Origin of the sequence: Xenorhabdus ehlersii, assembly GCF_003610465.1 — a bacterium.
Classification (GTDB): domain Bacteria; phylum Pseudomonadota; class Gammaproteobacteria; order Enterobacterales; family Enterobacteriaceae; genus Xenorhabdus; species Xenorhabdus ehlersii.
Map to the genome: position 1 here is coordinate 125,115 of NZ_RAQI01000002.1, position 13,069 is coordinate 138,183.

Sequence of the window (13,069 nt, forward strand, 5' to 3'; positions counted from 1 at the left end):
TTATGGCGTGAATAAAACATATCTACTTTGGAGGTGTCATCATTAAAATTTATCAATAAATGAGGATTTACAGCTAGTTAGCAAAATGTGTGGTGACGGAATAACAAATAGTTGCTTATATGTTATGTTTAATGGTAGCTGACCATCAATAATAAGAAAGGAGAGGAGTTATGTCGTTTAAATTGAAAACGGACTGTGCTTCAACGCTCTCGATCGGAAGCAAATCCACTGGCAGTGAAACCTATCACTATTACAGTTTACCTCTGTTATCTGAACGAGTTGGCAATATATCCCGCCTGCCAAAGTCACTGAAAGTTCTGCTCGAAAATCTCTTGCGCAATGTTGATGGTGAATCAGTTGTGGAAGATGATTTGCAGGCGTTGGTGGAATGGCAAAAAACCGGTCATGCAGATCGAGAAATTGCTTATCGCCCCGCCCGCGTACTTATGCAGGATTTTACAGGTGTGCCGGCTGTCGTCGATCTTGCTGCGATGCGGGAAGCTGTGTTGAGACTTGGTGGAAATGTAGAGCAGGTTAATCCGTTATCCCCTGTTGATTTGGTTATCGATCACTCGGTGATGGTTGATAAATTTGGCACTGAACAGGCATTTTCAGAAAACGTCCAGATAGAGATGGCACGTAATTATGAACGTTATCTGTTCTTGCGTTGGGGACAGAAAGCTTTTAATCGTTTCCGCGTTGTCCCTCCCGGAACAGGGATTTGCCATCAGGTTAACCTGGAATATCTGGGTAAAGCCGTTTGGTATGAAAATCAGGATGGTAAGGATTTTGCTTATCCTGATACGTTGGTCGGAACGGATTCTCACACAACCATGATTAATGGGATGGGCGTTCTGGGATGGGGTGTAGGGGGAATTGAAGCCGAGGCAGCGATGCTGGGACAGCCGGTTTCTATGCTGATCCCAGATGTTGTTGGCTTTAAACTGACCGGAAAATTGCAAGAAGGGATCACAGCAACTGACCTTGTACTGACTGTGACACAAATGCTGCGTAAGCACGGTGTTGTGGGTAAATTTGTTGAATTTTATGGTGATGGGTTATCTGATTTGCCGTTGGCAGATCGGGCAACTATTGCCAATATGTCCCCTGAATATGGTGCGACTTGTGGTTTCTTCCCTGTTGATGACATTACATTAGACTATATGCGTTTAACGGGGCGCCATGAAAAAGAAATTGCTTTGGTTGAAGCTTATTGCAAAACTCAGGGTTTATGGCGTAATACGGGAGATGAGCCTATTTTTACCAGCACCCTAGAGTTGGACATGTCGACAGTTGAAGCAAGTTTAGCTGGACCGAAACGTCCTCAAGACCGGGTTGCATTGGGAAATGTACCACAAGCTTTTCAATCCGCCACAGAATTGGATATTCATAAAACCCAAGAACACTCATCAGCGGTATCAGTGACTTTAGATAACCAAACGTTTTCATTGCAAGATGGTGCTGTGGTGATTGCTGCCATTACTTCTTGCACGAACACCTCTAATCCCAGTGTATTGATGACAGCGGGATTACTTGCCAAAAAAGCGGTTGAAAAAGGTTTGCAGCGTCAACCATGGGTTAAAACTTCACTGGCTCCTGGCTCGAAAGTTGTGACAAGTTATTTAGAATTGGCAGGTTTCATGCCATATCTGGAAAAATTGGGTTTTAATTTAGTGGGGTATGGTTGTACTACCTGTATTGGTAACTCTGGGCCATTGCCTGATCCTATTGAAGCTGCGATTAAACAAGCGGATTTAACTGTTGGAGCTGTGCTTTCCGGTAATCGAAATTTTGAAGGGCGCATTCATCCTTTGGTGAAAACTAACTGGCTAGCATCACCGCCGCTGGTGGTAGCTTATGCGCTTTCTGGCAATATGAGAAAGGATCTGACACGAGAGCCTATTGGGAAAGATCAACAAGGTAATGATGTTTACTTGAAGGATATTTGGCCTGATAGTGCAGAGGTTGCAGAAGCGGTTGGAAAAGTCAGAACTGAAATGTTCCATAAAGAATACGATTCTGTGTTTGATGGTGACGAAAGTTGGCAATCCTTGAGCGTCGAAAGCTCAGCAACTTATGCTTGGCAGGCGGATTCCACCTATATACGCAATCCGCCTTTCTTCAGTGATATGACGGCTGAGCCTAAACCAGTTACAGACATTCATCAGGCTCACATTTTGGCGATCTTGGGGGATTCAGTCACGACGGATCATATTTCTCCTGCGGGAAATATCAAAGCTGACAGTCCTGCCGGACGTTATTTGCAAGAACATGGTGTTGCACCAAAAGATTTTAATTCGTATGGTTCAAGGCGTGGCAATCATGAGGTTATGATGCGAGGAACGTTTGCTAACATTCGTATTCGTAATGAGATGGTATCAGGGGTTGAAGGAGGTTATACCCGGCATATTCCTTCACAATCCCAACTTGCTATTTATGATGCAGCGATGCGTTATCAGGAGGAAAAAATACCATTAGCCGTTATTGCGGGGAAAGAATATGGTTCAGGATCAAGCCGTGACTGGGCTGCAAAAGGAACAAGACTACTGGGAGTCAGGGTTGTAATTGCAGAATCTTTTGAACGCATTCACCGCTCTAACTTGATTGGTATGGGTGTCTTGCCATTGGAATTTCCTCAAGGCGTTAGCCGCAAGAGCTTAAACCTGACAGGTGAGGAGCGAATTGATATTACAGGATTATCTAACATTCAACCTGGGCAGACAATTGCAGTGAAAGTTACCTATGCCAATGGACAGGAAATTGTGATTGATACCCGTTGCCGCATTGATACGGGAACAGAACTGTCTTACTTCTATCATGATGGTATTTTGCATTATGTGATTCGTAATATGCTGAAATGATAAAAAACTGAAAAATCGCATTTAGAAATAAAAACTGCGCCCACACTGACGCAGTTTTTATCTTTTACAGAAAGTCATTAGAGAACTTTTAGCTTGATTTGGACAGCAAATGGCCCATTCGGTTGGCTTTGGTATCCAAATAGTGAGCATTTTGGGAATTACGTCCTACGATCAATGGAACACGTTCGGTGATATTAATACCTGCTTCTATCATGATTTCAACTTTTTTAGGGTTGTTAGTAAGAAGACGAATTGTATTAATATTCAAAATATTATACATGTCTGAACACAGGGTGAAATCTCTTTCATCGGCAGCAAAACCTAATTGATGGTTGGCTTCAACAGTATCAATACCTTGATCCTGTAAAGCATAGGCACGAATTTTATTCAGCAGGCCAATATTGCGGCCTTCCTGGCGGTGATAGAGCAAAACACCCCGGCCTTCCTGACTAATTTGCGAAAGTGCAGCTTCTAATTGAAAACCACAGTCGCATCTTAGACTGAATAAAGCATCTCCAGTGAGGCATTCTGAGTGGATGCGCGATAATACAGGTTCATCACCAGAAATATCGCCGAAAACAAGAGCGACATGATCGCGGCCTGTTTTGATTTCTTCAAATCCAATCATTAAAAACTCGCCCCATGGTGTAGGTAATTTTGCTTCAGCTACTCGTTTTAGTTGTATTTTTGTATTCATATATTGATTTAACTCGTTATAAATATTGCGATATCAGAACAATATCGGTTGAGAAATCAGCTAAAACTACGCAAAAATTTTCTCTGATTACAACGCATGCACGCCGACGCATTGTAACAGAAATTATTATTGCGCATGAATAAAGCGTCGGGTCCTTTAATGATAAATATATTAACATGCTAAACTATAGGCAGATTTTTGCAGATGTATTTATTACAAGAAGAGGGAAATCAGCGTTTATTGCAATAAATTGCTTCCTTTACGTAGACGTGTGTAGACGAGAAATGCTAATTTAACACGCCACTATGTCTGTTATTTGGCATAATCAATCAGCAACGATAGATAACAGGAAGAAATGTGAAATATTTTCTGATCTTATTACTGGCACTGGTTGTTTTTGTTATCTCAGTGACGCTGGGAGCAAATAATAATCAGATAGTGACGTTTAATTATTTGATTGCTAAGGGTGATTACTCTGTATCCACATTGCTGGCTGCGTTGTTTGCTGTTGGCTTTATTCTCGGTTGGGGAGTTTGTGGTTTTTTTTACCTACGCGCCTGTGTTTCTTTGCGACATGCGAAACGCAAAATCAAGCGACTGGAAACTCAAGTGGAACAACCATCTGAATCATCCAAAAAAGTCGTATCTACCGTAGCATTAAACAAGGAATAATTCTCTATGTTAGAGCTGTTGTTTCTGTTGCTTCCCATTGCTGCCGCCTATGGCTGGTATATGGGGCGCAGAAGTGCTCAACAAGATAAACAACAATCGGCTGACCGCCTTTCGCGTGAATATGTTGATGGTGTTAACTTTTTGCTCTCCAATCAGCAAGATAAGGCGGTAGATTTATTTCTTGATATGCTGAAAGAGGATAGCTCTGCATTTGAGGCTCACCTAACATTGGGAAATCTTTTCCGTTCCCGTGGTGAAGTTGAAAGAGCTATTCGTATTCACCAGTCCCTAATGGAAAGTGCTTCCCTGACATTTGAACAGCGTTTGCTTGCGATCCAGCAACTTGGGCAAGATTATATGGCTGCTGGAGTTTATGATCGCGCAGAGAACATGTTCGTTCAGTTAGTTGACGAAACTGATTTCCGTGAAAATGCCTTTAATTCCTTGCTAACCATCTATCAGTCAACCAGTGATTGGAATAAAGCCATTGATATCGCAGAAAAGCTCGTAAAACTGGGTAAACACCATTTTCGGGAAGAAATTGCCCATTTCTACTGTGAGTTGGCTCTGCAATGTATGGGCAGTGATGATTTTACTGCTGCGATCGGCTATTTGAATAAAGCGGCTCAAGCAGACAAAAATTGTGCCCGTGCTTCTATTATGTTTGGTCGTATTTATATGGCTCAGGGAGAATATCTTAAAGCGACCAATGCGTTGAAACGCATTCTTGAGCAGGATAAACAACTAGTCAGTGAATCTTTGCCAATGCTGCAAGAATGTTACCAACATTTGTCTCAACCGGACGCGTGGCAAGCTTTTGTACAGCGTTGTGTAGAAGAAAATTGTGGTGCGATCGCTGAACTTCATATGGCCGATATTCTTGAGAAGAAAGAAGGGCGTGAAGTTGCTCAAAACTTCATTAACCGTCAGTTGGACCGCCATCCAACAATGAGATTATTTTACCGTTTGATGGATTACCATATGACGGAAGCAGAAGAAGGGCGGGCTAAAGAAAGCTTGATTCTTTTGCGCAATATGGTTGGTGAGCAAATCCGTACAAAACCTGATTATCGATGCCATAAATGTGGTTTTACTTCCCGTTCGTTATATTGGCATTGCCCATCATGTCGTTCTTGGGATTCTATTAAACCGATCCGAGGGCTGGATGGTCAGTGACACTGTCACTATTATACTGCTACTCATTAGTAATTAAAGTTTATAAGTAATTAAGTAATTCAATTTAATTAGTAAATCAAAGGGCCTAAAAATGATCTCCCACACAGTTCAAACTTTAGATAAACAGATTGACTCGCCTGTTATTGTTGCACTGGATTATGACAATCAGGACGCAGCGCTGGCATTTATCGACAAGATTGATCCACAATCCTGTCGTCTGAAAGTGGGCAAAGAGATGTTTACACTGTATGGCCCGCAATTTGTTCAGGCGCTGCATCAGCGTGGTTTTGATGTGTTTTTGGATCTTAAATTTCACGACATCCCCAATACAACGGCAAGGGCGGTTGCCGCTGCCGCAGAATTAGGTGTGTGGATGGTTAATGTTCATGCAAGTGGTGGTGCGAGAATGATGACAGCAGCTAAAGAAGCGTTGCTGCCTTACGGTAAGGATGCGCCTCTGTTGATTGCGGTGACAGTGCTGACCAGTATGGAACAATCTGATTTATTAGGCACAGGCATTGATATAACTCCAGCGCAACATGCGGAGCGTTTGGCATTATTGACAAAACAGTGTGGTTTAGATGGCGTAGTTTGTTCAGCCCATGAAGCACAGCAATTGAAAGTTGTATGTGGACAAGCATTCCAGCTTGTTACCCCAGGTATTCGTCCTGAAGGTACAGAAGCGGGAGATCAGCGCCGGATCATGACACCTCCTCAGGCGGTTCAGGCTGGGGTGGATTATATGGTGATCGGGCGTCCAATTACTCGATCAGAAAATCCGACATTAGCACTACGGCAGATTAACCAATCTCTTGGACTCGTTCATGAATAATAACTCTCGTTTGGTTTATTCGACGGATGGTGGCCGCATCCAGGAGGAGGAAAAAGTAAAGCCTTCTCGTCCGAAAGGTGATGGTATTGTACGTATCCAGCGCCAAACCAGTGGCCGTAAAGGGAAAGGTGTTTGTGTGATTACGGGCATAGATGCTGACGACCAAACTTTGGCTAAGTTAGCAGCCGAATTGAAGAAAAAGTGTGGCTGTGGAGGCTCTGTCAAAGAGAGTGAAATTGAGATTCAAGGCGATAAACGCGACTTGTTGAAGCAATTGCTGGAAGCAAAAGGCATGAAGGTAAAACTGGCTGGAGGCTAAGCTCAGTTTGTTATATACAAGCTATGCAGCCAATAAACTACATAGCTTGGTAATTGAACTAATTAATACGTGTTACGATACGGGCAGCCGCAGCCAGTACGTCAGGGCGGGCACTGGCTTTTTTGTTATCTGGCTGAGTAAAATAGGTAACTAAAACCAACGGTGCACGATTGGATACTGGCCAAATGACCGCGATATCATTTGTTGTACCATAATCGCAGCGACCGGTTTTATCTCCTACAATCCAATCCTTGGGTACTCCCGCACGAATGCTGGCGCCGCCAGTTGTATTGCCTTTTATCCATTCAGCTAATTGTTCACGTTGTATTGTAGCCAAGGCATCTCCCAATACTAAATTATATAAACTTTTTGCCATAGCTTGAGGTGTGGAAGTATCACGCTCATCACCTGGAATAGCGGTATTTAATTCGGGTTCATAGCGATCGAGGCGAAAAGAATTGTCACCGATAGTACGGGCAAAGTGTGTCACTTCATTTGGGCCATTCAATTGGTTAAGAAGTAAATTCATAGCCGTATTATCGCTATATTGCAGTGTTGCTGCGCTCAACTCTCCTAAGGTCATACCCTCTTTGAGATGTTTTTCCGTAATTGGACTATATTCAACAAGATCTGATCGTTGATAGTGAACTGGTTGATTTAATAGGTGAATATTTGTTTCGCTTTTTTTCAGAATAGCGGATACCGCCATCAGCTTACTGGTGCTGCATAGAGGAAAACGCTCGTTTGCACGGTAGGTGATGGTGGAATGATCAGATATATCTATCAATACCACACCAAGCCGGCCATTGGCATTTTTCTCCAATATGGAAAGCTGATGGATGATTTTATTTGTCTTGCCAGATAATGTTTCATGCTGGTGAGAAATTTGATTGTTATGAACAGTGGAACTAGCTGGAAAAGTGAATAATATACCAAGTAACGAAGCGAGGGCAGTTGTAAAACCTATTCGGTTTACCGAAGAAAATAGCATGTGGAAGTCCTCATAGGGATTATCTTATTGTTATTACAAAACTGCCGCCATAAATGGCGGCAGAGATGCTTTATCGAAATTATCTGTAAGATTAGTTTATACAGGACGTGCCACAATATTGCGGGTTTCCATTCTGACTTCTTCAATACGGATATTAATGATGTCATTCAAGCGGTGAACCGTCTCGCCTTTGATCAACACGGAACCTGTTTCTTGACTGCATTGAAGTTCATCACGAACAGCATGTAAAAATGGTCCAGGAACGAAAGCGATAGCACCGTTATCTACCAGTCGAACTCGCAGGCCACCACGGGTGATATCGATAATTTCTGCTGGGAATGTTTTATCTGTGCCAGCATAAGGTTGTAAGAAACGGGCATAGAGCCAATCACCAACATCGCGCTCGGCCATGCGGTTAGCTCGGCGTCGCTCTGTCAATCGCAGGCAAAAATCTTCAGTCGGTTTTTCTATCTCCACTTGTTGGATAATTGCTTTCAACAAACGGTGGTTGATAATATCGCTGTATTTACGGATAGGGGATGTCCAGGTCGCGTAAGCATCAAATCCTAAACCAAAGTGTGGGCCTGGTTCTGTTTTGATTTCAGCAAATGTTTGGAAACGGCGGATGCGACTGTCCAGGAATTGGGTTGGTTGTTTATCCAGTTCACGGCGCAATTCGCAGAATCCTTCCAGATTCAGTAATGCTTCGGCATTAGCTTCAATGCCGTTTTCCTTGAGAACTTCAACGACCTGCTCAATCTGGGTAGGTTCAAAGCCAGTGTGGACGTTATAAATACCAAAGCCTAACTTATCACGCAGAATTTTAGCTGCACATAAGTTTGCTGCGATCATGGCTTCTTCGACAATACGGTTAGCTGTACGGCGCTGTTCAATAACGATATCAACAACATGGCCATTATCATCAAGGATAAATCGATAATCCGGGCGTTCCTTGAAAACCAGGGCGTTTTGTAGACGCCAGTTATTGCGACGTTCACACATCTCTTTCAGAAGGGTGATTTGGCTAATTACAGCGTCTGATCCTGGTTTCCAACTTTCTTGGCCTTCTAACCAGTCTGAGACTTCGTCATAAACCAGCTTAAATTTAGACTCAACCCAAGCAGAGAAAAATTGAGTATCATCACCCAATTGACCATCTTCGGAAATTGAAACCTGACAAACCAAGGCAGGGCGGCGTACATTAGGGCGCAGAGAGCATAGGTCATCGGATAGCTCACGAGGGAGCATTGGGATATTGAAACCTGGCAGGTAATTGGTGAAACTACGCTGGTAGGCAATTTTGTCCAGTTCGCTATCCGCTTTGATATAAGCAGTGGGATCGGCAATTGCAATAGAAAGTTTCAGGCTGCCGTCATCATTTTTGGTGATGTGCAGGGCATCATCCATATCTTCAGTTGTTGCACTGTCAATAGTGACAAAATCAAGCGCGGTCAGATCGATGCGTTCGATAGAACTATCATCCAACTGGCAATCCGTCATCGCTGGCGCTTCGCGTTCCAGTTCATGGCGAGTTAATGTTACCCACCACGGTGCGTAGTGGTCATCACCTTGCGTAATATAGCCAGTGATTTCGGCATGAAAACCACGATCGCCTTTCAGGGGATGTCGGCGCATTTCAGCTACGGCCCAATCGCCATTTTCAAAGATATGGTCAACGTGGTTTGCTGGGCGGCAAGGGATAGTGTCTTTTAATAATGGGTGATCAGGAATAATCCACAGTCGGTTGTCATTTTCTTTCTTCTGGACCTTTCCTACAAAACGGGTCAGGAAGGGTTCAATCAGAGACTCTGGTTCGGCAATTTCTTTCTCTTTGTCTGTGTGGATAGCAGCGGTAATCCGATCACCGTGCATGACTTTTTTCATGTGAGGAGGTGGAATGAAATAACTTTTTTGGCCGTCGACTTCTAGAAATCCAAAACCTTTCTCAGTTCCTTTGACTAAACCTTCTACACGCAGGGTCTGAGCGTGAAGTTGCTGTTTTAGCTGCGCAAGCAGCGGATTATTTTGAAACATAATATCAAGAGAATATGGAGTTATTATTGATAATTTTGGACAACAGTTTTACGCGAATCGAGAGTATGGAGCAAGTAACATCTTATCAAAACAGGAAAAACTGTGGTGTAAGACCAAAAATTAGTCTTTTTTCCGAAACGGGGAATGTTATTTCTACTTATCCACTGATATGGCAGTGTTGTTAGTTTTATGACAGCTTAATCCGTATTAGGTAACGTTTGAAAAAACGATATTTAGTTACAACATACTATTAAAACCACCCAAATAATCCAATTCATCTTAATTTACTTACAAATTTCAATAAGAAAAAAACAACAATGATATGGTTTTTTCAGTCTGCCTCCTGTAATTCCTGTAATGATTAAATAGGAGACAGACTAATGGAGATTTAAGATTTTTTATTATTCGGTTTTATCCGTATATTCACAAAGATCCTCAATAATACAAGAGCCACAGCGCGGCTTACGAGCAATGCAAGTATAGCGACCATGCAGAATTAACCAATGGTGACAATCAACCTTGAATTCGGCTGGCACAACTTTCAATAAGTTCTTCTCGACCTCATCAACATTCTTCCCTGGGGCAAATTGGGTTCGATTGCTGACGCGAAAAATATGTGTATCAACGGCAATGGTTGGCCAACCAAAAGCAGTATTTAAAACAACGTTAGCAGTTTTTCGACCGACGCCTGGCAATGCTTCCAGCGCCATGCGATCTTCCGGTATTTCTCCTTGGTGTTTTTCCAGCAATATCCGGCAAGTTTTAATTACGTTTTCAGCTTTAGTGTTATATAACCCAATGGTTTTTATATACTCCTTTAAACCATCAACACCCAAATCAAGGATCGTCTGCGGAGTATTGGCAACGGGATATAGTTTTGCTGTTGCCTTATTCACGCTGACATCTGTAGCTTGTGCAGACAGTAATACGGAAATGAGTAACTCAAATGGAGTGTTGAACACCAGCTCAGTAGTTGGATGTGGATTGTTATCCCGTAAACGGGTGAGGATCTCAATCCGTTTTTGTTGATTCATATCTGGTTACTTTTCAGCCTCTTGTGATATGGCTTCCACAGCCTTTTTCTACGTTATATTGGCGTTCTTTATTTTCTGCCCGATTTTTGACGCGTTCATCAATGAGATATTTTCCTGCCAGCATCAGACCTAATCCGATAAAAGCACCTGGTGGCAAGATGGCAAGCAGAAAAGGAGAGTCCAGATGAATTATTTCAATACGCAGTGATTTAGCCCAACTACCCAGCAATAAATCGGCACCATCAAAAATAGTCCCGTTCCCCAAAATTTCTCGCATGGAACCCAATACAAATAAGGCGAAAGTTGCTCCCAGCCCCATTGACAGGCCATCAATCGTCGCATGGTAGATCGAATTCTTTGATGCGTAGGCTTCGGCACGACCAATCACGATACAGTTAGTCACAATCAGGGGGATAAAAATACCCAATGATTCATAGAGTCCGAAAGCAAAGGCATTGATTAACATCTGAACGGCACTGACGACAGACGCGATTATCATCACATAAATTGGAATACGGATTTCATGAGGTACCCAGCGACGCAATGCTGACACTGCCATATTGGTACTCATTAAAACCAGTGTTGTCGCTAATCCTAATCCCAGAGCATTGGTTGCCGTGGAGGAAACAGCCAATAAAGGGCAAAGCCCTAAAAGCTGTACCAATGCGGAGTTATTTTTCCATAGTCCCTGCATAAATAGATTTTTAGTTTCATTCATGATTATTTCTCTTCGCAAGTTGGCAGGGAAGAAAGTTGTGTCGGCACTGTTTCCAGATAAAGAGTGGTCCGTTTAACGGCATTGACAACAGCACGAGGCGTAATGGTTGCACCGGTAAATTGGTCAAACTCTCCACCGTCTTTTTTGACCGCCCAGTTGTGATCATCCTTTGACATGATTTTTTTGCCGGAGAAGGCATAGATCCAATTGGAAATTCTGGTCTCAATTTTGTCTCCCAAACCGGGTGTTTCATGGTGTTCAGTTACTCGAACACCCAGTACACTACCAGAAAAATCAGCGCCAACCAGTAATTGAATTGCACCTGAATAGCCATCAGGGGCTGTACTTTCTAACGCAGCGGCGACCGGAACGCCGTCTTTACGGGCGAGGTAAAGACGATGAGGCAGTTCATTGCCTAATGCATTGTTTGTCACTAGATAGCATTCATTTTGCAGATCATTGTCGTATAAAGTAGGGGGAACAACTTGATCCAGTAATACCTTATGCTGCAAAGCTGCCTGTTCGGCGATCCGATCCTTTGTTAATGAATAAACAATTGCTGTTAATCCTGTCGTACAAGCCGCAAAAATTGCGAGGGTAATACTGTGACGACGCATAGTTTCTAACATAGTATTCTCCCTTTTCCTATTTATGGCCGTAAGCACGAGGCTGGGTGTAATGGTCAATAAGTGGTACACATATGTTTGCCAGTAATACCGCAAATGCAACAGCATCAGGATAACCACCATAAACACGAATTATCCAAATAAGCCCACCAATAATGGCTCCGTAAATCAAGCGACCTTTTGGTGTTGTTGATGCGCTAACTGGATCAGTCGCAATAAAAAATGCGCCTAGCATGGTTGCACCGGAAAAGAGTTGCAATAAAGGCGGTGAATAACGAGTAGGCTCAAAGAGCCAACTAATCAATGCACAAATACCCAGTGACAAAATAAATGCAGTTGGAATTTGCCAGTTAATGATTTTTCGGTTGAGCATAATCAGGCCGCCAACCAAATAGGCAACGTTAACCCATTGCCAGCCAATGCCTGCTAAAATTCCTTGTAATATAGGTTGTTGCAATATTTCATCAATATTGTGAGTTAACCTGCCCGTTTTGAAACTGTCCAGCGGTGTTGCTTGACTTAATCCATCAATACCTTGTTGCAGTTGTAACAAAGTAGAGCCATCTGGCGTATGTCCTGTGAAAATAACCACCAGGCTATCCCATGGTGTTAAAGTGAATGTCTGTAAAGATTCTGGGGGCATCCAACTGGTCATTTGTATAGGGAATGAGATCAACAGAACGACATAACCAATCATGGCAGGGTTAAACGGATTTTGTCCAAGTCCGCCATACAGATGTTTAGCAATAATGACAGCAAAAAATGTGCCGAGCACGATTAGCCACCATGGTGCTAATGGTGGCAGGCTAATACCTAAAAGCAATCCTGTCACTAAAGCAGAGTTATCTTTGAGATAGGGAAGTATTAGTTGTTTTTTTAATGCGATAGCAGCAGATTCAGCTAACAATGCGGTAATGATAGCTAGCAAAATCTGGAACAATGTTCCATAGCCAAAGAAATAGGTTTGGGCAGCAATACCGGGTATGGCAGCTAAAACCACCCAAAGCATGATCTGGCTAGTGCTTTTTTGATTGTGTGTAAAAGGCGAACTCGCGACTTTTAGTTGGTTGTTGTCAGTTTTTACTGGCCTAAATTTCATCGATAAATTT

Annotated in this window: 12 protein-coding genes; 5 read left to right on the plus strand and 7 right to left on the minus strand. The window is 42.8% G+C overall.

The window, feature by feature from the left end:
* The first annotated feature begins 170 nt into the window (after positions 1-170).
* Complete coding sequence (gene acnA, locus BDE27_RS06420; protein WP_099132397.1) at positions 171-2,861, plus strand: aconitate hydratase AcnA; 2,691 nt, start codon at positions 171-173, stop codon at positions 2,859-2,861.
* Between the two features lie 88 nt (positions 2,862-2,949).
* On the opposite strand, the gene ribA is transcribed toward acnA, so the two are convergent.
* The gene (gene ribA, locus BDE27_RS06425) at positions 2,950-3,546 is read right to left on the minus strand and encodes a GTP cyclohydrolase II (protein WP_167450575.1); all 597 of its coding nucleotides are present in this window, start codon (positions 3,544-3,546) and stop codon (positions 2,950-2,952) included.
* Between the two features lie 369 nt (positions 3,547-3,915).
* On the opposite strand from ribA, the gene BDE27_RS06430 reads away from it, so the two are divergent.
* The 4 genes from BDE27_RS06430 (at position 3,916) to yciH (ending at position 6,557) form a co-directional block, all read left to right on the plus strand.
* Positions 3,916-4,230: a LapA family protein gene (locus BDE27_RS06430; RefSeq protein WP_099132399.1), complete on the plus strand. Its 315-nt coding sequence runs from the start codon at positions 3,916-3,918 to the stop codon at positions 4,228-4,230.
* A gap of 6 nt (positions 4,231-4,236) precedes the next feature.
* The gene (gene lapB, locus BDE27_RS06435; protein ID WP_099132400.1) at positions 4,237-5,406 is read left to right on the plus strand and encodes a lipopolysaccharide assembly protein LapB; all 1,170 of its coding nucleotides are present in this window, start codon (positions 4,237-4,239) and stop codon (positions 5,404-5,406) included.
* Between the two features lie 91 nt (positions 5,407-5,497).
* Complete coding sequence (pyrF, locus tag BDE27_RS06440; RefSeq protein ID WP_099132401.1) at positions 5,498-6,238, plus strand: orotidine-5'-phosphate decarboxylase; 741 nt, start codon at positions 5,498-5,500, stop codon at positions 6,236-6,238.
* The gene (gene yciH / locus BDE27_RS06445; protein ID WP_099132402.1) at positions 6,231-6,557 is read left to right on the plus strand and encodes a stress response translation initiation inhibitor YciH; all 327 of its coding nucleotides are present in this window, start codon (positions 6,231-6,233) and stop codon (positions 6,555-6,557) included. Before pyrF ends, yciH begins: the two co-directional genes overlap by 8 nt.
* A 58-nt stretch (positions 6,558-6,615) precedes the next feature.
* Here the strand turns inward: yciH and bla are convergent, their stop codons facing one another.
* From bla to rsxD, 6 genes are all read right to left on the minus strand, one after another.
* Positions 6,616-7,548 (minus strand): class A beta-lactamase, encoded by a 933-nt coding sequence (gene bla / locus BDE27_RS06450; RefSeq protein WP_099132403.1) that lies wholly within the window; start codon positions 7,546-7,548, stop codon positions 6,616-6,618.
* A gap of 96 nt (positions 7,549-7,644) precedes the next feature.
* On the minus strand, positions 7,645-9,582 hold the full coding sequence (locus BDE27_RS06455) for an exoribonuclease II (protein ID WP_099132404.1): 1,938 nt from the start codon (positions 9,580-9,582) through the stop codon (positions 7,645-7,647).
* Positions 9,583-9,983: 401 nt separating this feature from the next.
* Positions 9,984-10,616, minus strand: a complete 633-nt coding sequence (nth, locus tag BDE27_RS06460) for an endonuclease III (RefSeq protein ID WP_099132405.1) — start codon at positions 10,614-10,616, stop codon at positions 9,984-9,986.
* Positions 10,617-10,629: 13 nt separating this feature from the next.
* The gene (locus tag BDE27_RS06465; RefSeq protein WP_099132406.1) at positions 10,630-11,334 is read right to left on the minus strand and encodes an electron transport complex subunit E; all 705 of its coding nucleotides are present in this window, start codon (positions 11,332-11,334) and stop codon (positions 10,630-10,632) included.
* A 2-nt stretch (positions 11,335-11,336) separates the two neighbouring features.
* Positions 11,337-11,963, minus strand: a complete 627-nt coding sequence (gene rsxG, locus BDE27_RS06470) for an electron transport complex subunit RsxG (RefSeq protein WP_099132407.1) — start codon at positions 11,961-11,963, stop codon at positions 11,337-11,339.
* 16 nt (positions 11,964-11,979) lie between these two features.
* Positions 11,980-13,059, minus strand: a complete 1,080-nt coding sequence (gene rsxD, locus BDE27_RS06475; protein ID WP_099132408.1) for an electron transport complex subunit RsxD — start codon at positions 13,057-13,059, stop codon at positions 11,980-11,982.
* Between the last annotated feature and the right edge of the window lie 10 nt (positions 13,060-13,069).

Bases quoted from the DNA above. Each gene is read 5' to 3' on its own strand.
- nth (WP_099132405.1), bottom strand. From the start codon at position 10,616: ATGAATCAACAAAAACGGATTGAGATCCTCACCCGTTTACGGGATAAC.
- bla (WP_099132403.1), bottom strand. From the start codon at position 7,548: ATGCTATTTTCTTCGGTAAACCGAATAGGTTTTACAACTGCCCTCGCT.
- rsxD (WP_099132408.1), bottom strand. From the start codon at position 13,059: ATGAAATTTAGGCCAGTAAAAACTGACAACAACCAACTAAAAGTCGCG.
- BDE27_RS06465 (WP_099132406.1), bottom strand. From the start codon at position 11,334: ATGAATGAAACTAAAAATCTATTTATGCAGGGACTATGGAAAAATAAC.
- rsxG (WP_099132407.1), bottom strand. From the start codon at position 11,963: ATGTTAGAAACTATGCGTCGTCACAGTATTACCCTCGCAATTTTTGCG.
- lapB (WP_099132400.1), top strand. From the start codon at position 4,237: ATGTTAGAGCTGTTGTTTCTGTTGCTTCCCATTGCTGCCGCCTATGGC.
- yciH (WP_099132402.1), top strand. From the start codon at position 6,231: ATGAATAATAACTCTCGTTTGGTTTATTCGACGGATGGTGGCCGCATC.
- BDE27_RS06455 (WP_099132404.1), bottom strand. From the start codon at position 9,582: ATGTTTCAAAATAATCCGCTGCTTGCGCAGCTAAAACAGCAACTTCAC.
- pyrF (WP_099132401.1), top strand. From the start codon at position 5,498: ATGATCTCCCACACAGTTCAAACTTTAGATAAACAGATTGACTCGCCT.
- acnA (WP_099132397.1), top strand. From the start codon at position 171: ATGTCGTTTAAATTGAAAACGGACTGTGCTTCAACGCTCTCGATCGGA.